This window comes from Rhodococcus sp. C26F (assembly GCF_053345925.1).
Genome location: NZ_JBKFBA010000019.1, coordinates 24462 through 51178 on the forward strand (window position 1 = coordinate 24462; position 26717 = coordinate 51178).

A 26717-nucleotide genomic window follows, 5' to 3' on the forward strand; every position below is an offset into this window, starting at 1 on the left:
GACATCCGACAGGGCAGGGAGAAGACCATTGATCATTCTGGTGCTGCTACTCCTCGTGGCCGCAGGTGTGATTCCCGGCGTCATCACGGTGTGGGTGCGCAAACGCAGGGCACCTCAGACGAATGAGGCTGTCAAACGCGCCGATCGGCAACGCCTCGGAGTTCGCTACGCCGAAGACGGCTTGTTCCTCATCGATGACGGCATGTGGACGGGAGTGCTCCTGCCTGGCACATCGGATGACTTCGCGTCCAACGCGCAGCAAGAGGAAGCCTTCGACCGCTCTGCGAACTTCTACCGCCAGCTGCTGGCCTACGCAGAAGCCGAACAAGGTCGGGCAGCGTCGATCGTGTGCCACGAACTGGTCCGTTACCAACCTGTGGACACCAGCCGTTGGGAAGCCGAACTGAATCGCGCGGTCTGGGACCCCAGTCGCCTGTTCAAGAAACTGCTGGCCAACAAGGTCGCCCCGCACGTTGCCGAGGCTGCTCCGGAACCCCGGCGGATCCTGATGGTACGTCTCGGCACCTTCAAGGGACCGACGATGCTCGATCCGATCACTCTGATCCTGAACTCCGCCGACCACGTCGCCGAGGAACATTTCCGATCCAGCGATCTCGAGCCGTTCCGTGACGCCGCTGCAAAGCTGCATGCGCGGCTGTCCTTGGTCGGCGCTGAACCAATCAGCCGCGCAGACCTCGTTTGGCTCATCCGTAAACCTCTCTACGGCAACTTCCAGCCACCGATCGAAAGCGACTACGTGTCCACCCGACCCTGGCGCGCGGGGTTCTTCGATCAGGTCATCGACTTCGAGGGCCGCAACCTCTCAGACGCGGTCGAGGTCATCGAACCGTCCAACGACGGTGGTGAGCGCCGCAAGTCCTATGTCACCACTCTGGTAGTTGCGGACAGCCCGGCTGTGATGCCGTTCGACTATCACAACGCATGGGGACGGGTACTTCGCACGCTTCCCTACCAAGTCGAAGTCAGTTGGCGCTTCAAGCTCATGTCCTCGGACGCTTGGAAGAAGATGGCCAAGCGTCGCATCGGGTTCATCAAGGATGAGGCCGACGACCGTGTGCAAGCAGGCAAGATCGATGACGCAAAGTTCGCCGAAGTGTACGGCGATGCAGTCGAACTCGATGCCGACCTCGATGTGAACCCCTCCCCGGCGATGATAGGTCAGCTACGCCTGTCCATTTCAGCACCGTCTCGAAAAGAACTCGCTCGAGCGGTACAGGACGTCAAGGCCGCGATCAAGGACATCGAACTGCAGCAGCCGCTGAACATCCAGCACGCCCTGCTACGTGAGCAGCTTCCCGGCGACCCGGATCCCATTCATGTCGGCAAGGTCAACCTGTGTGACTACACCCTCGGTATCGACCTCGGCACGCGGTGGACGGACATCGAGGCGTTGGCGCTGGCCCGCCTGGACTCGTCACCGAATGTCGGCGACGCGGTCGAGGTTCATCGCAATGGTCACGTACTCGGATGGCGCGGACCGGTGATCGGCTACTGCGTCGACAACGGCGCTGTCGTCCACTTCGATCCCCACGTCCAGGTCGCCCGTAACCACGGTGCCGGCATCGGCATCATCGGTGCCTCCGGCGGCGGCAAGTCGTCGCTGGCCCTGATGCTGTTCTTCTGGATGTCGGAGTCCGGCACCCAGGTCGTCGCTGCCGACCCGAAGAACGACATCGAACGGTTCTGCTACTACATCGCGTTCGGCGCCCAGGTCACCGATCCTGAGTTCGAGCAGCACGCCAACCGCGGGATCCTCGGCACACCGCAGTCGCGGTTCCAGCCCATCAACGCTGAATTCTGGGCCGAAACCGACATCATCAACCTCTACGGTGGTCCGGCGGGAATGCTCAGCGCATGGGCGCTGACAGATACCTACGAAGCGGGGGAAGCCCTCGCTCGCGCACAGCTCGAGTTGCTTATCCCTGAGCGCGCCGACCGAGACAAGCTCGAGCCCGGCTTCCAGAAACTGAAGGAGATGTACCGGAAGGCATCTGCCAGCGGTGAAACGTACATCCCGAGCCTGTCCGAACTGGCCTCCGCTCTTGGCGAAGAGATCGAGCTGTATCAGAAAGCCGCCGACGCCAGCAATAACGACTGGAACTCCCGGCTGCATGCCAAGCAGGAACTCGTACGGATGCAGGCACTTTATGCGCGATTGGACAACGCCGCTCGGGCACCGTACGCGCGGCTGCTGTTCGGAGGTGCGGACGCAACGTCGGGGTTCCGCAGTATCCGCAAGCGACGGACCGTGATCACTCTGTTCCAGTTCACACCGCCGGACCCGAGCAAATCCCCCAACCAGTGGAGCGAGAAAGAACGTGACGCGGCAGCGGCCATTTTCACTGCGCTGCACCGCATCAACGACTTCTTCGGTGACGTTCACGAGTCCGTGAGTCCCCACACCGGCAGGCAGGGCCGGCGGCCCCGTGCTCTGTTCATCGACGAGGCGTACATCGTCACAGCAATGGAAGCCGGTCGCGACCTGATCGCACGCGCACTGCGCCAGGGACGCTCGCTGAACTTTGTGGTGGTCTTCATCTCGCAGCAAGCGAAGGACATCGCTGCGATCGAACGAGCAATGACCGATGCCGCAGAGACCGATCAGAATCAATTTTCTACGGTCTTCGTGTTCATGCAGAAGGGCCGCGCCGAAGCCATGGCGGCTCTTGAGCTGCTACGGGACACTTCCGATGCCGACGACGCGGAGCGCAGTGAACTCGCGCGGCGGCTTTTGCCCTCAACGAAGGGCGGAGAGCTCGGAAACGGCGTGTGTGTAATGAGAGACGTCGATAACCGAGTGTCGGTGGTCAAGGTCGACCAGATGTTCGTCGAGTTGTCCAACGCCTCCGAGACGAACGCGACGCTCATGGCGGATGCTCAGTCGACTCCGATCTCCGACGACGGGGACGACTGGACCATCAACCCGACGACGCTCGAAGGGGTGCGCAGCGGTGTCAGCCGCAAGGCGATCACTGCTCCGGACGGTGATGACCACAGCTTCGAGTTCGACGGTTTCGACACCCTGCTGACCACCTAGACCAGACAGGAACAACTTATGGCGATGATGAGCCCCGTAGCTCGTACTGCGGCTGCGTTGCACCCGTTCGTCGTTCGGCACGCACCGACGATCGATCGTTGGACGGTGCGTGGGCTCACGCTATTGGTCAGTGCCGCTGCGTTGCTCTCGATCGGGGGTCTCCGCGGTTTGGTCGCACTGTCCGCGGTGGGTCTGGGCTCGGTAGCTCTCTGGTACGGAGCGCGCCGATTTCCGCAGGTGACCGGCGCGGCGCTGTCCACTGCGGTGTGGACGGCGCTGGTCGGCGCTGTCGCCGTCGCTGTCGGTCCCGTCTTCGCCATGGCTCATGCCGATGTCGTGTTGTTGTACCCGGTGGGTCTGCTCATGGTGCTAGCCGCTACATACGTGATGCGGTCGCCGGGGGTTCACCGCGGATGGACCACTGCGGTGGGGCATGCGGTTGTGATGGCATCGTTCCCCGTTGCGTTGCTGTGGCCCGGGACCGCGGCGGCCGGCTATAGCTACATGGTCAGTGTCATCGCGGCGCTGGCGTTGGTGCTGTGGCGGGATCGCAAGGGCGCGCGTACACGTGAGGCCCTCACCGGTCTGTCCCGGTGGATTCGAAGAGGCGCACGTGGCATCGCGTTGGGTGTGATCGCGGTGGTGCTGCTCGGATCGATTTCGGTTGCCAATCCTCCTGAGGTCTCGGCTAATCCGATCTCTTGGGTCGGTGGAAAGATTACGGGTGCCGCAAGTGGTGCGATGTCCGACGTCGTGTGCGCCATTACGCGGCCGGATCTCAGTGGTCAGCCGCCCGGATCGGGGCCTGAGCAGTTCTTGTCGAATCGAAACCTCGGCAAGGTACAGAATTCCGACGGTGGTGTACCCGACTTCGCGAAGGATGCAGGCCGATTCGATCGTGCCGCCACTGCGTCGAACCATTCGATGGACAGCTACACGCTTTACGAGATCAGTGGGCTTCGCGGCGTCAAGTGGGTGAACTGGCAACTCAACGCGGACGGTGAAGAGAACTGCGCGATGATGCCGTGGATCTCCACTCTCATCGGCAATCAGTTGATGCAGATCAACGCTTACCTGCTCCAGTCCACTATTGCCTTGAAGGAGTATGCACAGGCCAAGAACCCGATCCAAGGTCTGTACCAGAGCGTCTCTCCCGTCGTCGGCGAGCTGTACAGCATCTTCGTCTTGATGATGGCTGTGGTGATCACCATCGCCGGCATCGCCGCTGCGGTTCGGGCGATGAACAACGGTGGTGTCCGTCGTGGCCTCGGCGATGTCGGCATGTCGCTGTTGGTGGCGCTTGTGGCAGGCGTCTTCTACGGCGGTGTCACCGTCGCATCGTGGGCCAAGCCTGAAGGCAATGGCTTCTACACCGTCGCGGCGTTCGGTGATCACGTCGGTGGAATGCTCAGCAGCGCCTTCGCTGACGGCATCTTCAACATCCTGAACACGCAGACAGATCAGGACATGATGTGCCAGTCCCCCGCAGCGACGAACGACGGACAGGTGACTGACCTCGGGCATCGCTACACCTCGTGTGTACTGGCGGAGACCTTGCTGTACCAGCCTTGGGCGATCGGACAATTCGGCAGGGCAGGCGAGTCGGTAATCGAGCCGGACGACGAGGCGACGCGCTTTCGCGATCCGACGCAAAGTCAATCGGTGATCAGTCGCGGGGACGAAGGCGAAGGCCTGCCCTGCTACAACAACTACAACGGCTGTAGCGACATGCGGTCGTACCTACTGGTGCATACCGGCGGCCCCAGCATCGACCGCGCTCGCGCAGATTGCCTTGACGGCGACGACAGCTTCGAGGCGTTGAGTAGTTGCGACCCCTACTACGCCGTTGCGGCATCTTTGCACCGGATGGCGGACGACGAACAGTCCGTTGGCCCGCTGACTCCGGACGATGCGGCTGCCACGCTGGTCGCATTCGCCGGCAGCGGCACCATGCCTCACGTCGCGAAGTCCCTGTCCGCTCTGTTCGGGACGGTGATCGCGTGCGTGGGTATCGCGGCCATGTCTCTGATTGCCCTGTGGTGGCACGTAGCCCTTCTGGTGGTGTTCATTCTTGGCCCGCTGCGCCTGACCTGGGCGGCACTGCCGGGCAAGGGCAAGATGATGAAGAACTGGATTGACGACATGGTCTACGCGATCGTGATGGCGTCGGTCTACTCGATTTTGTGCACCCTGATGGTCTTCATGCTCGGTCTGGTGTTCAGTTCGAACGCCGCCGCTGGATTCAAGTTGCTCTGGAGCGTGGCGGTACTGATCGGCATGTGGGTCGCTATGAAGAAGGTCGAAGCCGCAGCCCGACCAGAGGGCGCTACCCAGGTCAATGCTGCAGGAACGATGCAGGCAGCGACGATGGGGGCGCTCGGAACTGCCAGTGTCATGGCGGCCGCCGGGTACCGCCGCAACGGTCGTGACAAAGACGGATCCAGTCCCTCGCAACCCGATCCGCTTTCCAAGACCGCCGCGCCGACGGCGCCGCGACGAACTGCACGGGTGGCGGCCGGGGCTGCCGCCCGCAAGGCTGGCGACGCTGCAGCCTTCGCGGCACGCCCGGTCGTAGAACCCGCCAAACAGCGCGCCGTCGGCACAGTTGCCGCTGCGAGCGCCGCTGCACGCAACAGCCGCATTGTCGTCGGCGCTGAGGAGCTCGGCGGCCGTGTAGCCGCAGGCACGGCGAGGGCCGGCGGGGTCGCGCTGGATGCTGCACGAGGTTTGGCGCTGCGCACCCACGGCGCGTACATCTCGCAGGAAACGCGCGATGGTTGGGTCGCGGCCAGCCAAAGCCGTGGAGGAATGCTTGCCCGAAGCGGTATTCGTGCACGGGCTGGCGCAGCCCGGGCCGCACAGCAGCGACGCGAGCATCAGGAAGCGATGGACCACTACCGGGAATCGTTGCGCAATCGCCGGAGCCGGGACGATCAGGAGGCCAGTGAATGAACCACACAACCCCGAACGGATTCGGATACGGCGACCACGAGTCCCCGCCACCCACGGGTCACGAGCTACGTGAACGGCTCGAGCAGATTCGCCAGCGGCAACAGGGACTGACCGTGGCCGGTTCCGAATTCGGGATCTTCTACGACCAGGACAATCCGTTCGACGCTGATCTGCAGATGACATTCGATGACGGCACCGCGGTCAACCAGGTTGTTATCGGACTCGCCGAAACTGACCTGCTCAACCTAGAGGCCCAGATCAACGAGGTGTTGACGGCGCAGCGTAAGGCGACGGGGCACCATCCCGTGGTCCGCATGCCCGCCTCTTCAACTGACTGGGCACACTTCGATACCGCTGCAGCCGAAAGCGGAAGTGACAGCGACGGTGACGATGACGATGACGATGACGGTCAGATAGCTGATCGGAATCGCTTTGATCGCGTTTCCGATCCAATGAACCTGCGCGGACTCGTGAACAACCTGCCTCCGATCCGCGGGATCGACAGCAGCACCTGGGCACCTCTCGTTCTCTTGATGCTGGTCGTAATCGCGGGAGCTGCATTCCTGGGCAGCATGTTCTAATCCCCAAGCTTTCCCTCGGCCACCCACGTTCGTCTGTGACCCCGAACCACCCGAACGACGCCCGCAACAATGCGTGCATCGGAGGTACACAGATGAACCAACAGGGCAAGAACGCTGCGCCCCTCACCTGGGGACAATACTGGCGCTTGGTCTCCGCGACCGCGCGTGAATGGGGCAGGCGAACCCCAGCGGAGTTACGTCACGGCGCACAGCGTTTCCGTACGCAGCGAGGCTTCCGAATCCTGGTATTGGGTCTAGTTGCTGGGCTGATTCCCGCCTGGAACTACCCTTCGGCAACGATGCAGCAGATCGCAAATGCCATCACTCTTATCGCTGTGGCCTGTATCGGGTTCACTTTCGTCGCAATGGCATTCAGTTTCATTCGCAATGGCCATGGGAACGGGAATCGCCGATGAAGCGGCATGTAACGCTAGCTGCGCTGGCCTGCATAGTCACGACGGTCGTGTCTTGTTCAAGCTCGGATGGTGATTCGACGTCGATCCCGTCATCGACCGCCCCGATCTCGGGGCTAACCACCACGACGCCGGCGACACCGCCAGAGCATCAGCATCCCTACGCGTCGCCGGACCTGATTCGCGGGGCCTCCGCAGAAGCCGCCGAGGCAGCTGCGCAACGGTTCATCGTCGGGTGGACCACCTTCATACCGTGGGACTTCGATCCCGCTGAAGAATGGTTCGCGCGGTGGGATTCGGTGGCGTCTCCACAATTCATCGGCCAGATGCAGACATCGATCAACCGGATCTGGTCCTGGACGTGGAATGAGCAGAGGAAGGCCTTCGATTCCCGCGTCGAGCACGTCGTTGACACCTGGATCAGCGACGACAGCGAATCAGCCGTCACACGAGTGACGATCAGCCGACTCGTACTGGGGATGAACGACCGTATCGATCAGATCGAAACCCAGACACTGACATACGACGTGGCGCTGACATTGACCAAGTCGGGTTTTCCGCAGGTTGTCGCAGTCACAGAGACATCGGTCGACGCACCCCCGCCGACCGCGGGAGCACCGCGGTGACCAACGACGACAACGTCAGAAGTAACGGAGACCTCGCAGGTCGTCGACCCCCCTCAAGGGGACGGAAGGTCGCAGCACAAGGCAATACCTCCGTCTCGGCACAGCGAAGGAGCCGGCACCACGAGCCTCCAGCTTCTGAGCAACCCAGGGGAGTGGCTGCCGCGTCGAGATCCGTTCGTGCGGGGGCGGTGCGGGCGAAAAATGCAACAGGCAAAGCGATCAACCGCTCAGTCGAGGGGGCGCTGACAGCATCTACCGGCGGCACAGCAACGTTTCTGTATCGCATCATCCCGAAGCCAACCGACAGCAAGGAAGAGCGGCAGAAAAAGTCCCGACGGCTTCTCATCGCCGGAGGCGCAGTTCTCGCATTCATCGCTATGGCCGTGACCTTCGCTTTCATGGTCGCGCTATCGCTGTTGGGAGTGCTCGGCGCAGCATCCGGCGCGATGGGGGCCGCCGGAACCGCTGCGAACGGCTCCTGCCTTGACTTCTCCGTCCCACGCATCGCACAGGGCGGACCAGGGGGAACAGCTGGTGTGCTGGGCCTTCCCCTCGACGAGCACAACATGGTGGTCACCAGCTCCTTCGGGTACCGGGATATCGGTGTCGGCACGAACAACCACGACGGCACAGATCTCGCCGCTCCCGGCATCCACGGTGCGCCGATCTACGCGGTCGGCGACGGTGTGGTCACTGAAGCCGGACCTGCCAGCGGCTACGGCAACTGGGTGGTCATTCGACACGACATCGACGGTCAGGTCGTCGACTCCCTGTACGGACACATGGACGACGGACACGTCTACGTCCAGAAAGGTGACCAGGTCAAAGCCGGTCAGCACATCGCGGATGTCGGGAACTCAGGATGGAGCTCCGGCGCCCACCTGCACTTGGGCATGTACCCCGGAGGGTGGGCTGCCGGCCAGGGTGTGGACCCCATGCCGTGGTTGTCGAAGTTCAAAGTCGGGGCTGAACCAAACCCCGGTGCTGGCTCCGAGCCTGGGCACTCTGGCGCCGACGTGTCGGAAGCTGAGCTCGCGGCGATGCGGCCGTACCCCCCGACCGGCGCACAGCAGCAGCAGACACTCAACGTCGAGCAACAGGGCAACGTCGCTGCCATCATCGCTGCAGCTCGTGAGTCCGATCTCGAGCCGGCCGCACGCGCCGCCGTCATTGCCACCACCTTGGCAGGTCAAGCAACGAACTTCATCTCCCAACCCCGTAACGGCACCGAACCGGTCGGCATCTTTGCTGAACGGCCCCTAGGTGAATCGAATATCGATAACCTCACCAATCCCAAGTACGCCGCCACCCAGTTCTTCAACCGTCTCCGCACGTACAGCGAGCAGAACCCGGATTGGGCTACCAAACCCGTAGCCGACGTGATTGTCGGTGTGCACCCGGAACGGGCGAGTCTGCAAGACCAGTTCATGGCTTGGGAAACACAGGCGGTCGACACTGTCGCAGCTTTGTGGGCAAGTGAGCAGGCACAAGCCGGATCCTCCGGCCTGTTGATGGCGGCCGGGGCGAACCCCGATTGTTCTGTTGGCGTTGTGAATATGGGTCTGGCGCCTGGCGCTGTCCCCCCGGAATATGCGGACATCATCGCGCAAGCAGGCTCCGTATGCGCAGACATCCCACCCCCGTTCATTGCGGCGATCATCGATCAGGAATCGGGATGGGATCCGGGCGTCACCAGCGCAGGGGACGGTGTCAACACCGGTGGCGCTCAGGGCATGACTCAGTTCATGCCAGGGACGTGGACGCAATGGGGCCGCGACTCCGGACTCGATCGCAGCGGCAGAACCGAACGGGGGACCACAGCCCCGGATCCGTTCAACGCTTACGATTCGATCCTGTCGGCCGGCCACTACACCTGCCATCTCGCCGACTACCTCAAACCGCATATCGACAGCGGTCAGGTACGCGGTGACCTGCTCGACCTCGTGGCTGCGAGTTACAACGCCGGGCCCGGCGCAGTCATTCGGTACGGCGGAATCCCCCCATACGGACAGACGCAGGCCTACGTACCTAGCGTGCGCACCAAAATGAACAAGTACGCCCAACCCACTCCCGGATCAGCGGACTCGCCACCCACTGTCACCGGAGGATCCGAGTTCGGCCGGGTCGTCGTCGAAGCAGCGATGCGGCAACTCGGGCAACCGTACGTATGGGGTGGCGGCGATGAGAACGGGCCAACTCTCGGCATCCCTGACCCTCAAAACCCAGGCTCGCCGGGCTTCGATTGCTCCGGACTCGTCGAATACGCCACCGCGCAGGCATCAAACAATGCTGCGACCGCTCACGGATCCACCCACGCGCAGGTCACCCAGGGACGCGAAATCGCACCGCAAGACATCCAGCCGGGCGATGCGGTCTTCTCGAACGGCACAAGCCACGTTGCGATTTGGGTAGGAGATGGGAAGGTCATCGAAGCTCCTACTTTCGGGCAGGCCGTCTCCATCAACAACTTCGACCTAGCTAATGCAGAAAATATTCGGAGGTATGGATGACCCGCCGAGCGCGAATTGCGACCGCCGTTGCCATCGCAGCCAGCCTGACACTGGTGGGGTGTGGGACCAGCGAGGACGGCACGTCCCCCTTGGGGGAAACAGCCACTTCGACCCCCCAGCCCAGTAACACCATCCCGAGCGAACTACCCACTTTGGATCCCTCCACCGTCGATGTCGACGATCCAGACGAGGTCGCTGTTGCGGTCCTTGAGACGATGTACTCCTATCTTCCGGCAGTCGATCAAACTCCAATCGACGCCATGGTCAGGGCAAGCTCCCTGTTCAGCAAGGAGATGGCAGCCGGCGTCCGCGACTATCAACCACCCACGGGTCCCGGGCGTGAGTGGCAGCGTTGGGCAGACACCAACACCTTGGTGACGGCCACCGCAGAGATCAGTCCCCAACAGAGGCCTTCCGACACAGACCGCGCGCTGCGCTACGTGACTGTGCAGCAAACAACCGCAACGAAGTTCTCGTCACAAGAGCTTGCGCCAATCCATCTGGTAGTCAGCCTTGAACGCGCCAGCGAAGGCTGGCGTCTCGCATCGATCCTCCAGCGCTGAACAATCCAGCACATAGAACGCGACGCCGTGATGATGTCGCAAGTAAGGCCTATGCCCGAATGGTGGTTTCTATCGTGTCCCGCATGAGCAACATTCGTCGCCGGGGCACTCGCCCTCGCCCCATAAGCGACCCCGTCGAGGCGGCCGCGCGCAGCTTGCGTGGCATCCAACGGGCACAAATGCGGTACCGGTGGGCGCGCCTTACTGTGGTGTGCGCTGCAATCGGGATAGCTGTTCTTGCACTTGCTTCGATCATCACCGGCTTCGTCGACGACACCGGAAGCGCAGCCGCCGTATTGACCGTCACCGTTCTTGCGGCTGCAGGTCTGAACTACGCAATGGCCTGGTACGGCGCCGCCGTAATGGTTGCATCCATGGCCGTTGCGGCAGTTGTCACGGTGGTGATTGGATCCCGCCTCGATGCCGGATGGGCGCAGCTGGTCGCGATCGGAGCGATCGTGGCCAGCACCGTTGCTGTTCTCACTGCTCGCCGCCTGCGATTTCCTCGTACACCCACTGCGGTAATTGCCCAGTGGTGCGCCCCTGCGGGACTGGTCTTAGGCATCGGCGCGGGCGAGGTCGCCTCCGCAGTGATCGCGACCATCGGACCTGCCGCAGTGATCGCTGCAGGAGCCGACATGGGGACATGGTGGGCTGCGCGGCGCGCATCACGTCGTTCGAACATCCCGATGAAGCCCGGAAGCAACCTTGCGCCGGCACTCTCCGGATTCGCTGATCCGCCGTCTATGAACTCGGCCAACCTGCAGTTGGGCATCGAGGCTGAACAGTGGACGGCAGCGGAGCTTGCAACTCTTGGGCCGGAATGGACAGTGCTGCACTCGCGTTCAATCCCAGGGACGAATGTCGACGTCGACCATGTCGTTATCGGGCCTCCCGGGGTCGTGTTGGTTGACTCGAAGTACCGTCACGGCAGCCTCGATTACCTCGGAAGCTGGTCGGCGCCCTGGGATCACGTAGGGGCTGAGGACACGTCCGGACACAATCAAGACTCCCGGTGGGAACTCAACAACCGGGATGCGTCATTCTTGGCGCACGCGTCCGTGTTTGAAGCCGCGTGCATTGATGACTTGCTTGCGATGCCTCCGGGTCGACTGACAACCTCAGTGGTTCTTGCCGTGCATGGCGCGACGATGAACACTGCATCCGGCACGATGAAGGTGGCCACCGACGACGATCACACGGCTGAAGTCCACGTAGTGGTTGGTTCCCATGTCACGAACTATCTGTGTTCCTTACCTGCGCTCGGTAAATCAGCAGCCTTCTTGAGTGACTTGGCAGTCGTCGTCGACTACTTGCTCCCACCCAAGCTCGAGCACGGGATCGGGATGCTTCCCCGCTCCTCGCCCGCGTCGATCTCTTAGCTCTCGATCGACTCATCTCGGACAGCGAACGCTGCCCGAATATCACCCAGTCGTAACCCTCTTTCCCCAGTTAAACACGCTTATGGGAGGCAGCCCAGCTACCTCCCAGGGAGGATTGATCTCTGTTGTCGGACCCCTCGTTGGTTGACGTTCTGTTGTCACGCGCGTCGCAGACCCCTGACCGCCCGGCCTATCACTTCCTCGAAACAGGCGACGTCGACGGCCCGACTGTAACCGTGTCCTACTCGGACCTGGACTTTCAGGTACGTGCGATCGCAGCCGATCTACAGCTACGTGGCCTTGCAGGTCAGAGAGCGCTCCTTCTCTACGCTCCGGGCCTCGACTTCATCAGCGGGTTTCTCGGATGCTTGGCGGCCGGTGTCATCGCAGTTCCGGCACCACTGCCGGAAATGCAGAACTTCGAACGCTCGATGCGCCGACTGCGGCAGGTCATCGCTGACGCCGACATCAACGTCGTTCTGTCCTCGAGCGGTCTGATCGCGGGAATTGCCGCTGCCGAGAACCACACTCAGGAACTATCAGTTCTAACGTGGATCGCGACCGATCAGGTGCAATCCGACCTCGCGCAGTCCTGGTCTCGCCCCCAACTAGCCCCAGAATCGATTGCGTTCCTCCAGTACACCTCCGGATCAACCAGCGCACCCAAGGGGGTCATGGTCACGCATGGCAACCTGATGCATAACCAGCAGTCCATTGCTGAGGTCATGCACAGTTCCAAGGCCACGGCGACATCGCAGCACGGCATTCTGGCAGTTAGCTGGCTTCCGATGTTCCACGACATGGGGCTGATCGGCCCGGTGCTCCATACGATCTACACCGGACTGACCTCTGTGTTGTTCTCCCCGCTTCATTTCTTGCAGGATCCCAAGCGTTGGCTCACCGCGGTGTCGACCTACCAAGCCCATCTCAGCGGGGGGCCGAACTTCGCGTATGAACTGTGCGTCCGTAAGGCCTCGCCGGAGTGGTTGAAAACCCTAGACCTTTCTCATTGGGCGGTCGCCTTCAATGGCGCTGAACCGGTGCGGGCCAATACTGTTCGACAGTTCTCTGAAACGTTCGCACAGGCCGGGCTGCAACCGGGCGCTATCCAGCCGGTGTATGGGTTGGCTGAAGCAACGCTGCTGGTCACCGGAAACGCGTTCGGAACAGCACCGTCCTTTCTGCAACGCTCATCGACGCTCGAATCCGGCCGTTCGGAGACTGCCCTCGAGGTTGTCGGAGTAGGGACACCCCCTACCGGTACCGATGTAGTGATCGCGAAGCTCAACGATGTCGAGACAGACGCACCGGTGGCGGAGTGCGCGAACGGCGAGGAAGGAGAAATCTGGGTATCCGGTCCCAGCGTGGCAGCGGGCTATTGGGGTAATGCAGAGCGCACCGCCGCTGACTTCGACGCTCACCTCGTCGATGGCCGGCGAGGATTTCTCCGCACCGGTGATCTCGGGTTCATCCAAGATGGGGAACTGTTCGTCACCGGCCGTTACAAGGATCTGCTTGTCATCGACGGTAAGAACCACTACCCGCAGGACGTCGAACTCACGGTAGAAGCAGCTCATCCCACCATCCGGCCTGGGTGCGTCGCTGCGTTTTCGGTCGATACCGGCGTCGAAGGCGAAGAGCTGGTAGTGGTCGCCGAGGCGAGGACATCGGATGTCTCCGAGCACGCCGAGATCGCACAGTGCATTCGTAGAGCGGTGAGTTCCGAACACGGTCTACGCCTGCGCGCAGTGGTTCTGATCCCACCCCGCACTATTCACAAGACCAGCAGCGGGAAGATCCAACGCCGCGCATGCCGCACCGCCTACCTCAACGGTGATCTGATCGACCACACGGTAGTGGCGTCCGTCGACACGTCAGCCCCGACAGAACCTGAAGTAGCGGACCAATGGACCCCTGAATCGGTCCAAGCCTGGGTAATCGACGAAGTCGCCCGCCGTGCCGACACCAACGCTGCACAGATCGATGTGGATCGCCCGTTGTCCGAGTTCGGTCTCAGCTCTCGCGGCCTGGTCGAACTTCTCGGCGCGCTATCCGAGGCGTTAGGCCGCTCCATTGATCCGAGCGTCCTGTTCGAACACCCAACGATCAGCGCGCTGGCCAACTCCCTTTTCGTCAAGGACTCCCACGACGGACGCGCGGCGGCTTCCGACTCCGCGCCGGTCAGCGATGACGATCCTATCGCTGTAGTTGGGATCGGTTGCCGTCTGCCAGGTGGCGTGAACTCTATGGACGATCTATGGGATCTGGTCTCCGAAGAAAAAGACGCAATCACCGGCTTCCCCACCGACCGTGGATGGCGTTTCGACCAGGACGTTTCCGGCGATGTCCCGCTTCCTCGAGGAGGAGGCTTCCTCGATTCCGTCGCGGACTTCGACGCAACCCTGTTCCGCATCAGTCCTCGCGAAGCACAGGCAATGGATCCTCAGCAGCGGTTGATGCTGGAGATTTCATGGGAGGCCCTGGAACGAGCCGGCATCGATCCGACATCGCTGGCCGGTAGCGCAACCGGCGTCTACACAGGCGTCACCTACTCCGACTACTCCACTCGTTTCATCGGACGGATGCCCGTCGAGGCTGCGGATTACATCAGCGACAACGGCACCAGCAGTGTGACCTCGGGGCGGGTGTCGTATGTGCTCGGGTTGGAAGGTCCGGCCGTAACGGTCGATACCGCCTGTTCCTCGTCGCTGGTGGCAGTGCATATGGCCGCGCAAGCTATCCGGGCAGGGGAGTGCTCCCTGGCTCTGGCCGGTGGCGTCACAGTGATGTCGACACCGGGAGCGATAGAAGGGTTCGCACGCAAACGCGGACTCTCTGCAGACGGCCGCTGCAAAGCGTTCTCGGACTCTGCCGATGGGACAGCCTTCGCCGAAGGTGCCGGTGTGCTCGTGCTGGAACGACTCTCGGACGCTGTTCGCAACGGACACCCTGTCCTGGCAGTCGTAGCTGGATCAGCAATCAATCAAGATGGCGCGAGTAACGGCCTCACCGCGCCGAGTGGCCCCGCCCAGGAGCGGGTGATCGAGCAAGCATTGGATAACGCTGGTCTCAGCGCAGACAGCGTCGACGTAGTCGAGGCTCACGGCACCGGTACGACACTCGGAGACCCGATAGAGGCCCGAGCCCTGATTGCAACCTATGGACGAGAGCGCCCTGCAGATCGGCCGCTGTGGCTTGGATCAGTCAAGTCGAATATTGGGCACACGCAGGCCGCGGCAGGTGTTGCAGGCGTCATCAAGATGATCGCGGCGATCCGGCATGGACAGTTGCCGGCAACGTTGCATGTCGGTACGCCCAGCAGCCGGGTCGACTGGGCCACGAATGCGGTGTCTTTGTTGGCCGAGAAACAAGAGTGGCCGGCGGACTGCCGGCCGCGCCGGGCTGGGGTGTCTTCGTTCGGTATCAGCGGCACCAACGCGCATCTCATTTTGGAGCAGGCACCTGAACGACCCACTCCTGATGTCGTGAAGTCCCCGCTTGCTGCACTACCCGTCGTCCTCTCGGCCGCCACCCCGACGGCTCTGGCTGCCCAGGCGGACCGTTTGGTCGAACACCTCACAGAAAATGTGGACCTCGATCCAACCGATGTCGCCTTCTCGCTGGTCTGCAGCCGCGCTGCGTTGGCCGAACGCGCAGTAGTGGTCGGTAACGATCGAGAACAGGTGATTGCAGGGCTCCGTTCAGTGGCCTCCGAGACCTATTCCCTGGACGTGATGCGCGGACGGGCACGCAATCTCACCCGTCCGGTGTTCGTGTTCTCGGGGCACGGTGCGCAGTGGTCAGGGATGGCCGTTGAGCTGTTGGAATGTGCTCCCGTCTTCGCCGAGCAACTGTATGAGTGCGCCGAAGTGCTGAGCGAGTTCGTGGACTGGTCGCTGATCGATGTGCTGAAGGGCGCATCGGGCGCTCCCGAGCTGGATCGCCTCGACATAGTTCAGCCCGCCCTGTTCGCGGTGATGGTGTCACTGGCACGGCAGTGGGAGGAATTCGGTGTCCGTCCGGCCGCAGTGATCGGACACTCGCAAGGGGAGATTGTCGCTGCGTACATGGCCGGCGCGCTGTCCTTGCGCGACGCGATCGCGCTTATCGCCCGTCGAGGGCAGGCGTTGGTGCCGCTGTCAGGTCTAGGTGCGATGGCTACGGTGGCGCTGCCGAAGACACGAGTGGAATCCCTGTTGTCGCGGTGGTCTGGTCGTCTCGAAATTGGTGCCATCAATAGTCCCTCGTCGACCGTCGTATCTGGCGACTCCGATGTCATTGACGAGTTCCTGGCGTACTGCACTTCGGAGGGGATCCGCGCAGGGAAAGTGGGAATCCGGTACGCGTCGCATTCGCGTCACGTCGAGAACGTCAGAGGCTCTCTGACCACTGCCTTTTCAATTAGAGGGAAGGCATCAGACGGTCCTGCGTTCTTCTCCACCGTCACCGGGACGAGGCTTTCCACGGAGTTGCTGGATGCGGAGCACTGGTACCGCAATGTGCGCGACACCGTACGTTTCGAGGACGCTATCCGAGCTGCCTACGATCAGGGCTTCCGCACCTTCATTGACGTGGGTCCTCACCCAGTCCTTCTGCCGGCGATGGAGGAAAGCCTCGCTGATGTCGATGACCAGGGACGTGTGTACCTCGGTGAGACCATCCGTCGCGAAGATGGAGGGATTACGCGGTTCCTGAAATCCGCGGCGCAACTTCACACCGCTGGTGGGACTACAGATTGGACAGGTTTCTTTACCGGCAGCGGTGCTCGCCGAATTGATCTGCCCACCTACGCCTTCCATCGTCAGAGGTACTGGTTGGAGCCGACCAATATGACCTCGTCGGCTCCCGATCACCAGGCGCTGTTCACTCTCCAGTGGGTTCCGGCGACGCTCTGCGAAATCGATTCGGCTGTGGTGGCTGAGACGGCTGAAGCAATCGAAGCTGGTACTCGCTCGGTGTTGTTTGTTCGGAGCGACACCGCGGAGGACACGAGCCAGCACATCGATATGGTCCGATCGGAAACCTCGAGAGTGCTTGCTCAGGTTCAGGACTGGCTGGTCACTGGCGCGCCTGATAACGCGCTCACTGTGGTGACTAGCGGGGCAGTGGCAGTCTCCGCAAACGAAGACGTCGCCGATTTGATGCACGCGCCGATCTGGGGACTCTTGCGGGCCGCGCAGACTGAACATCCCGACCGCATCATTCTTGTCGACGTCGACGACTGGCTTGATGCTCCGCGAGCTGTTGCCTTCGCTGAGGCCATCGGTGAACCCCAACTCGCACTGCGCAACGGATCACCAGTAGTCCCCCGATTCCAAACCGCTCAACGACCGACGGTCGCAGATGAAATCCGGTTCTCTCCGGACGGAACAGTCCTGATCACCGGCGGAACCGGCGTGCTGGGCGCCATGTTGGCGCGTCACCTGGTGGATGTGCACGGGGTGCGGAACTTACTACTAGCCAGCCGACGCGGTGGGGGTGCAGAGGACGCGATGCGCCTCAGAGCGGACCTGACCGTAATGGGCGCCGATGTACAGATCGTCGCGTGCGACATCGAGGACCGCGAGAGCGTTGCAGCGCTGCTGGAAACCATTCCAGACCGGCACCCTTTGACGGCAGTTATCCACTTGGCCGGGGTAGCACCCCACTCCGCATTCGCTGAACACACCGAGGCAGACATTGCTGCTGCATTCGCGTCGAAGGTGGACGGTGCATGGCATCTCCATGAGTTGACCGCCGACATACCGCTGTCCGCGTTCGTGGTGTATTCATCCTCGTCCGGACTTCTTGGTGCTGCCCGCCACGCCGCCTACGCGGCCGCGAACTCCTACCTTGACGCTCTGGCTCAACATCGCCGCAAGCACGGTCTCGTTGCAACCGCCTTGGCGTGGGGAGCATGGTCCGAAACCAGTGGAGTGACCAGCCACCTAGCAACTCGTGACTGGGCGAACCTGTCGTTGGGTGGCCTACGACCGCTGCACTCAGCAGAGGCTCTGGAGCTGTTCGACAGCGCAATCGCCATGAACCATCCTTCCACTCTGATCGCTCCGCTCGACCGCGACCAGATGGCGCAGACCGGGATCATCCCGACGATGTTCCGGCAACTCGTCCCCAGCAAACCCTCCGCTCAGCAACAGAGCTTCGTCTCGTCCCCGTTCACTACTCGTCTAGATGGCTTGACGCCTGCACAGCAACAACAGGTCGCTCTTGCCGTTGTCCGGGAGACAGCAGCGGCGGTCCTGGGATACGACGATCCGACGACGTTGGATTCGGAGATCGCATTCAAGGATCTCGGATTCGATTCGTTGGCCGCCGTGGAGTTCCGCAAACTGCTGCAACAGAGCACAGGTACACCGATCGACGTTGCCGCGGTGTTCAACCACCCGACACCGAAACAGCTCGCCCAGCACCTTCTTGCAGTAGCCACGCTGCGCGACACAGAGATAGTTCACGCCCCTTCCCATGTTCCGACCGGACAGCTCGATGAAGATCCGATCGCAATCGTCGGTATCGGCTGCCGCTACCCTGGCGGGGTCGATTCGGCCGACAGCCTGTGGGAACTTGTCGAAGCCGCGCGAGATGTGGTCACCGAGGTTCCGGCCGACCGGGGCTGGGATCTCGACGGGATCGTCGCGCCTGATCCGACTGCCACCGGCACATTCGTGCCACGAGGAGGTTTCCTCGACTCCGTCGCGGACTTCGATGCAGCTCTGTTCCGGATCAGTCCTCGCGAAGCACTGGCTATGGATCCTCAGCAGCGGTTGATGCTGGAGATTTCCTGGGAAGCGCTCGAACGTGCCGGGATTGATCCGATGTCGTTGGCGGGGAGCCCGACGGGGGTCTACACCGGTGTTACCTACTCCGACTACGCCGCTCGATACACCCGGGTACCGGAGGAAGGTGCCGACTACATCAGCGAGAACGGCACGATCAGCGTGACCTCGGGGCGGGTGTCGTATGCGCTCGGGCTCGAAGGTCCGGCCGTAACGGTCGACACCGCGTGCTCCTCGTCGCTGGTAGCGGTGCACCTGGCAGCGCAAGCCATCCGGGCGGGGGAGTGTTCTGTCGCTCTTGCCGGTGGCGTGACTGTGATGTCCAGTCCCCGCCCCGTCGAAGGTCTTGCTCGTAAGCGAGGGATGTCGGCAGATGGCCGTTGCAAGGCGTTCGCAGATTCCGCGGACGGAACCGGTTTTGCCGAAGGCGCTGGTGTGCTGGTGCTGGAACGACTCTCGGACGCTGTTCGCAACGGACACCCCGTTCTTGCGGTCGTCGCCGGCTCAGCGGTCAATCAAGACGGCGCGAGCAACGGCCTCACCGCACCGAGCGGTCCCGCCCAGGAACGAGTGATCCGGCAGGCACTGGCGAATGCCGGCGTATCGCCGTCCGATATAGACGTTGTCGAAGCACATGGAACCGGCACAGCACTCGGGGACCCGATCGAAGCGCGGGCGCTCATGGCAACATACGGCCAGGATCGCCCCCACAAACGACCTCTATGGCTCGGATCCCTCAAGTCGAACATCGGACACACTCAGGCCGCGGCGGGGGTCGGCGGTGTCATCAAGATGGTTGCGGCGATGCAACGCGGCATATTGCCCGCCACGCTGCATGTCGAGACTCCCAGCACTCATGTGGATTGGTCCGAAGGCGCAGTCAGTCTGCTGGCTACGCCCCAACCCTGGTCCTCGACGAACGGTCCGCGTCGTGCCGGCGTGTCAGCCTTCGGCGTTAGCGGGACGAACGCACACCTCATCCTGGAGCAAGCGCCTGAGAGACAACCCCTGGTGACGGAACGGGCCGCGTTGCCAGCGGTACCGTTCGCGGTGTCGGGGGCAACGGCAACGGCGCTGGCGGCGCAGGCCGACCGGCTTGCCACTCATCTCAGTGAGAATCCCGATGTCGACCTGACCGACGTCGCCCTCTCTTTGATCACGGGCAGGGCAACGCTCCCAGAACGCGCCGTCGTAGTCGGCGCCGAGCGTGACCAGGTGATCGCGGGACTTCAGTCACTCGCCGCGAACCCGCAGGGTGATTCCGCCGACGTCGTGCGGGGTCGAGCCACCATGGATGGACAGCCGGTGTTCGTTTTTCCAGGGCAAGGCACGCACTGGGCAGGAATGGCTGTCGACTTGATGGAAACGTCACCGGTGTTCGCCGAACAGCTGCATGAGTGCGCAACGGTGCTCAGTGAGTTCGTCGAGTGGTCATTGATCGATGTTCTGCACGGAACCGAGGAAGCGCCTGAGCTCGACCGGCTGGACGTACTTCACCCGGTAATGTTCGCCGTTTTGGTATCGCTGGTACGTCAGTGGGAAGCGTTCGGGGTGCGCCCTGCCGCGGTGATCGGCCACTCCCAAGGGGAGATCGCTGCCGCGTATGTCGTGGGAGCTCTATCGCTGCGGGACGCAATCCGGTTGGTGGCGTTGCGGGCCCGAGCTCTGCAGACTCTGGAAGGCACCGGAGCAATGCTGGCCGTAGCTTTGTCGGCTGAAGGTGTGCAAGAGCATCTGCCCTCTTGGGAGGGACGTTTATCCATTGCCGTAGTGAACAGTCCAAGTTCAACTGTCGTCTCGGGCGATCCTGAGGCCATTCACGAGCTTGCCGAGCAGTTGACGTCGGCAGGTGTGCGGGTCACCAGAATTCCTGCTCAAGCCGCGGGACATTCACACCACATCGAGGCCCTGCGCGATGAGATGGAGAGGGCTTTCGACCAGATAACTCCGCTGTCATCCGAAACGACGTTCATCTCGACGGTGACCGGCGAGCTCACGAGCACCAGCGACCTCAACCCGAGCTACTGGTGGCGCAATGTTCGGGACACGGTGCAGTTCGAAAAGGCTGTACACACGGCGTATGAGCAGGGCTATCGCGTTTTCGTCGAAGTCAGCCCACATCCGGCGCTCACTCTGCGTGTCCGCGAGTGTGTGGACAGCCTCGTTTCCGGTGGAAGTGATGACATTTTGGTGGTGGGGTCGCTGCGGCGTGGCGACGGTGGACTAGCACGGATGCTCAAGTCCACCGCAGAGCTGCACGTTGCTGGCGTAGAGCCCGACTGGACGGTGCTTCTGCGCGATGCAGGCGCTATGCGGGTGGATCTGCCGACCTACGCGTTCCAGCGAAGCCGGTACTGGCTTGAGGCCAGCGCACCTGTCGGCGATGCAGCTGGGTTCCAGCTGGCCACGGCTCATCCCATCCTGGCGGCCGCGGTGCCACAACCAGATGGCGGAAGCGTCGTACTCACCGGGCGGCTGTCACTGCAGTCGCACCCGTGGCTGGCTGATCACCGCGTCTGGGGCTCAGTGGTGTTCCCGGGGACCGGGTACGTGGAACTGGCAGTGCGTTCCGGCGATGAGGTCGGCGCAACAACACTGCTCGATCTGGTGCTGCAAGCACCGTTGCTCGTACCCGAGCGTCAGCATGTACAGCTGCAGGTCGTCGTCGACGAAACTGAGGCTTCCGGTACGTACGCGGTGTCGATCTACTCGAGACCGGAGCAGGATGGCGATCGTCCGTGGGTACTGAACGCTCAGGGCACGGTGGCGGCCAAGCCTGCTAGTGAGCAGGCTTCAGACCTCACCCAATGGCCGCCGGTGGGCGCGACTTCCCTCGATGCGGAGACTTTCTATCCGCGTCTCGCCGAACGTGGTTACGCGTACGGCTCCACGTTCCAAGGTGTGACAGCTGCCTGGCGACGGGGACGAGACGTCTTCGCCGAGGTGGAGTTGCCCGCAGAAGCGATGCGCACGGCCGGCGAGTACGGTCTTCACCCAGCTCTGTTCGATGCCGCACTGCACACCGTGGCGTTCGCTCACGAGGACGATGACCGGATCGTCCTGCCAATGGAATGGACAGGGGTGACGTTGTCTGCCGCGGGCGCCGGTGCCCTGCGAGTTCGAATGACACCGCTCGGCACCGATGCGATCTCGCTTGTGGCGGCAGATCATCAGGGAAACCCTGTGCTGCAGGTGGACTCCCTGGTGGTTCGGCAGGTTTCACCGGAGCAGATCGCCGCAGCTGACCTCCGTCAGCACCACCCAAATCTGTACCGACTCAGCTGGCAACCAGTGGGTGCTCTCAACGCGCCGGAGACCAGCAGCCTGCGGTGGGATGACTGGTCCCATATCTCCGCCGAAGCACCGATCCCGGATGTGGTCGTCGTCGAGTCAATTCCGGGCACGTCCGCAGAGTCCGTGCATGCAGCCACCCGGGACATGCTCGAGGTGCTGCAAGACGCGTTCACCCGCGGAAGGCTGGGCACGACGTCGACATTGCTGGTCGTGACTCGCGGCGCGGTCTCCCTGCCCGATGAGGACGTCGATGATTTGGCGGGCGCTGCGGTGTGGGGGATGGTGCGCTCGGCGCAGTCGGAAAACCCTGGTCGGATCGTCCTTCTCGATACCGACGATTCGGTCGATTTCGTCCGTGTCCTTGCCTGCGGCGAACCTCAATTGGTTGCGCGGGCGGGGCAGCTGTACGGCGCGCGCGTCGAGCATGTGACTGTGCCGTCCGTCTCCACAGGAGTGGACCGCAGCACGCTGGAAGGTGCATCGGTCCTGGTGACCGGGGCACCCGGCGGCATCGGCTCGTTGGTAGCTCGCCACCTGGTCACTGAGTACGGCGTCGCGCGTTTGGTCCTGGCGAGCCGACGGGGGATGGCAGCCCCTGGCGCAGACGAGCTGCATGCAGACCTGGTGGCGCTCGGAGCCAAGGTCGACATTGTGAGCTGCGATGTCACCAGCCGGGATGACCTCGCAGAAGTGCTGAGCGACAAGTCGCTGTCCGGGATCGTGCACGCTGCTGCGGTACTGCACGACGCGACGCTCGACTCTTTGACCGTCGAGCAACTCGACGCGGTCCTTGCCCCCAAGGTGGATGCCGCATTGCTGCTACACGAACTCACAGCAGGAATGGATCTGTCGATGTTCGTCCTGTTCTCCTCGGCCGCGGGAGTTCTGGGCAATCCGGGACAGGCTAACTACGCCGCCGCGAATACGTTCCTCGACTCGTTGGCAACCCATCGAGTAGCTCACGGTCTACCGGCGCATTCGCTTGCTTGGGGACTGTGGGATCTGACCTCCGAAGACAACCTGGCTGACACCGACCGTGCACGGTGGCTCCGCAAGGGCGTGCACACGTTGTCACCCGCGGACGGCCTGGCTCTTTTTGACGCGGCCCTATCCACGGATATACCGACCGTCGTTCCAGGGCGGATGGACGTCGATACTTTTGCTTCGGCACCACACATGGCCCGGCTCTTCAGCGGCCTGGCCCGGCGGCGCACACAGCGCGCAGTCGCAGCGAGTGCATCGACCGCGAACTCGGCTGGTCCGCTTCTGGGCACCCGCATTGCGGGGTTGTCCGATGAGGACGCTTTTGATGTCGTGTTGGAGGTGGTCTGCGGCCAGACCGCCCGTGTTCTTGGAGCGTCCGCAGCTGATCTGGACCGCAGTGGCTCGTTCCAGCAGTTCGGCTTCGACTCGCTCATGGCGGTCGAACTGCGCAACGCGCTGCGCGCAGCAACCGGGCTCCCGTTGGCAATCACGACGATCTTCGACCACCCAACTCCGGTTGCTCTCGCGCGGTACATCCGCGATGAACTCGCGTTGACGCCTCAGTCGAACGATCCCGAGCCCATCGACGAAATGCGGATCCGGCAGATCCTTGCGTCCGTACCGCTCGATGAGCTGCGTGCCGCGGGTGTCCTCGACGCGGTTCTCTCGCTGGGGCAGGGGACCAGTGACGTTGTGGAAGTTCCGGCGACGTGCCAGTACCCTGCCACCCGCGACGTGATGCGACTTCTTAGGACCGCCCAGCAAGGCATCCCCAGCGCCGCACACACGGTGGCGATGGCGATCCGGCTGGGCCGTAACACCACTCGTGTGGAACTAGAGAATGTGCTCGCAGGACTGGCCGAAAGACACGCATCTCTGCGCACTGCGTTCGTGCCCGACACCGAACACCGCACAGTGCTGGAAGTCCACCGTTACCCGGCGGCTCCCTTGCTCAGGTGGACTCTTGTCGACGACTGCACGCTGCCGGTGGTTCGTGCCAAACTACGTGCCCTGTTGGAGCCGTCGTTCGACCTGACCACTACCCCGCTCTGGCGGTTCGAGCTGCTGCAGTCCGAGGCCGGCGACCAGGTGCTTATCTACGGCGCTCACCACGCTGTGTCCGACGGGCAGTCGATGTTACTGGTCGCAGCGGAAATCGATGCGGCCTTGTCGGGACGTCTACCGGCGCTTCCCGCATCGAATCGCGATATCGAAGCGCTCGTGGAGGCCCAGCACGGACAGGATTCCGCTGACAACAGTGGCGTGCTGGCCAGTTGGCGAGATGAATTCGTCGGGTGCCAGCGTCTCGACCTGGAACTTGCGCATGCGCGACCTGTCTCACGGACCTATGAAGCGGGGGCGTACTTCCTTGCGCTGCCGGACGGATTGTTCGATCAAGTCACCGATCGCTCCCGGGCGGTGGGGGTGACGCCGGCGGCCTTCTTCCTGGGGACGCTCACGGTGTTGCTCGCGCGCCGAAACCACACCAACCGATTTGCTATGGCAGTGCCCGTTGATACTCGCATTCATTCGGATACCCCCACGGGAATCGGGTACTTCGGTGTACCGGTGCCGTATCCGGCGAATGTGGAGGACGACGAGCCTGTATCCGAAGTCCTCCACCGCACAGCAGCACGGTTGCAGCGCCTGCTGTCCAAGGGGGCCGGATTCTCCGACACCCTGGCTGTCCTTGCTGCCGAAGGGGTGTACCGAGAGAACGCGCCTCTCGTCGAGGTGTACTTCAACTACATCAAAGCGGGTGTCCCGTTCGAGGACGTCGAGGCCGTACCTGTGGGGCCCAGCCATTCCGATCTGGACCTGATGGTTACCGTGATGCCGGACTGGGGCCAGGTGTGCTTCTACTACAACCTCGACATCATCGACGAAGCGAGCTGCGCAGCCTTCGGCGCTGCATACATCGCGCTACTCGACGAAGTCCTCTCCGACCCTGACCTCGTCGCCTTACCGAGCGCTCACACTCCGCCGGCGGAGGTATCACTGGAAGACGGCGAGTATCAGGTTGCGATCAGTGCCTCATTCGCCTTGGGGAACATGCCCGTGCTGTGCGAGGCGGCGTTCGACGGATGCAAGGTAGTGGAAGCTCCCTACCACCAGGTGCTGGCCAGCCTGCGAGACCCGGCCGGGGTGCTCTCCGCTCCGTCGACTTCCGTAGGCGTCCTACTCCTGCGGGCAATCGATCTGGAACGATTTGGTCCGTTGGACGAGGGCACCTGGTCCGAGTTGGCACATGAAATCCCCTTGGCGGTTCAGGCTCTCGTGGAGCGGACCCGAACTCCGCTCATCGTGGGAGTGCTGCCGTCTCACAAGATCGAACCTCGGCATGAAATCTTGGAGCGGAAGATCATCACGCGGTTGCGGGAGGTTCCTGGTGTCGCGCTTGTGGAACCTCTTCACTGGCTCGATGACCCGCAGGTGGAGCAGCACTTCGATGAGAACACCGATCAGCTAGCGCATCTGCCGTTCACCGCAGAGTTCCAGGCTTCGATAGCGCTGACGCTCAGCGACATCGTTGCAGCGGTTTACGAACCCTCACCGAAAGTAATTGCCGTCGATGGCGATGAAACTCTATGGGGCGGTGTCGTGGACGAAATCGGAACCGATCATGTCGTTCTGGATGGTGCTCGTGCGGCCCTGGCTGATCGTCTCCTTCAGTGGCGTGCGGCTGGTGCGCTTCTCGTCTTGATAAGCAACAACGACGAGAGCGCTGTCCGTGCGGTACTCGACCGTGCCGACGCTGCCCTGCGCGCTGAACACTTCACAGCAATCTCCGCCGGCTGGGAACCGAAGGCAGACCGGCTTGAAGCCATCGCACGCAACTTGCAGCTCGGCCTGGACAGTTTCGTGTTCTTGGATGACAACCCGGTGGAAGTCGCCGCGATGCGTGCTGCATTGCCGCAGGTCCTCAGCATTACTGTGCCGTCTGCGGACCGCCTTGAGCACTTCCTTACCCGCCTGTGGCCGATGACACCGATGGCCGCCACAGTCGAAGACTCCGCGAGGGCCGCGTTCTACGAACACGAACGGCAACGCGATGCAGTGCGCGCCCAGACGGAGTTCGCTGAGTTCCTTGACCGCCTGCAGCTTGATGTTCGCATTGAGCCGTTGTCAGCGGACACCGAGGTGCGGGCCGCTCAGTTGATTCGCCGTACCAACCAATTCGCCCTTCGGAAGGTGCAAGACACCGAGCTTGCGAACTGGCGTCGGGATGGAGAGGTATGGACTGCATCTGCGAGTGACCGCTTCGGTGATTACGGACTGATCGGGCTGCTGGCAATCCGAGTGCAGGACAGGACCTTGCGGGTCGATGGTTGGCATCTCAGCTGTCGTGCCCTGGGCCGCGGCGTGGAAGAACGGGTGCTGGCCTGGCTCGCTGATCGTGCGCAGCAGCTCGAGTGCGCGACTGTCGAGCTGTCCGCGCAGGCCACGGAGCGCAATGTGCCTGCCCGCAAGATTCTCGCCGCGCTGGGGGGCGGTGACGTCGACGCCTCCGAACTGAGCGCGATCGCCACCCCCGAACAGCTCCGAAGCTTCAGGTCTTGGGAGCAGCGGTGACTACGACA

The 26717-nt window shown here is 62.5% G+C and carries 8 protein-coding genes; all 8 read left to right on the plus strand.

The window, feature by feature from the left end:
- Positions 1–28 precede the first annotated feature (28 nt).
- The 8 genes from ACLBYD_RS18550 (at position 29) to ACLBYD_RS18585 (ending at position 26709) form a co-directional block, all read left to right on the plus strand.
- A complete protein-coding gene (locus tag ACLBYD_RS18550; RefSeq protein ID WP_071936663.1) occupies positions 29–3058 on the plus strand; it encodes an ATP-binding protein in 3030 nt (1009 codons plus the stop codon).
- Positions 3059–3076: 18 nt separating this feature from the next.
- Positions 3077–6010, plus strand: coding sequence for a hypothetical protein (locus tag ACLBYD_RS18555; RefSeq protein ID WP_447817581.1), 2934 nt, complete (start codon positions 3077–3079; stop codon positions 6008–6010).
- Positions 6007–6591 (plus strand): hypothetical protein, encoded by a 585-nt coding sequence (locus ACLBYD_RS18560; RefSeq protein ID WP_254584739.1) that lies wholly within the window; start codon positions 6007–6009, stop codon positions 6589–6591. Before ACLBYD_RS18555 ends, ACLBYD_RS18560 begins: the two co-directional genes overlap by 4 nt.
- Before the next feature lie 412 nt (positions 6592–7003).
- Positions 7004–7630 carry a hypothetical protein gene (locus ACLBYD_RS18565; RefSeq protein WP_156895423.1) on the plus strand — a complete coding sequence of 209 codons (627 nt, stop codon included), beginning with the start codon at positions 7004–7006 and terminating at the stop codon, positions 7628–7630.
- A 152-nt stretch (positions 7631–7782) separates the two neighbouring features.
- Positions 7783–10140 carry a peptidoglycan DD-metalloendopeptidase family protein gene (locus ACLBYD_RS18570; protein WP_447817582.1) on the plus strand — a complete coding sequence of 786 codons (2358 nt, stop codon included), beginning with the start codon at positions 7783–7785 and terminating at the stop codon, positions 10138–10140.
- Positions 10137–10703 (plus strand): hypothetical protein, encoded by a 567-nt coding sequence (locus ACLBYD_RS18575; RefSeq protein ID WP_254584738.1) that lies wholly within the window; start codon positions 10137–10139, stop codon positions 10701–10703. The genes ACLBYD_RS18570 and ACLBYD_RS18575 overlap by 4 nt, the downstream gene beginning before the upstream one ends.
- A gap of 83 nt (positions 10704–10786) precedes the next feature.
- Entirely contained in the window at positions 10787–12085 is a 1299-nt protein-coding gene (locus ACLBYD_RS18580; RefSeq protein ID WP_447817583.1) for a nuclease-related domain-containing protein, read from the plus strand.
- 140 nt (positions 12086–12225) lie between these two features.
- The gene (locus ACLBYD_RS18585) at positions 12226–26709 is read left to right on the plus strand and encodes an SDR family NAD(P)-dependent oxidoreductase (RefSeq protein WP_447817584.1); all 14484 of its coding nucleotides are present in this window, start codon (positions 12226–12228) and stop codon (positions 26707–26709) included.
- Positions 26710–26717 lie beyond the last annotated feature (8 nt).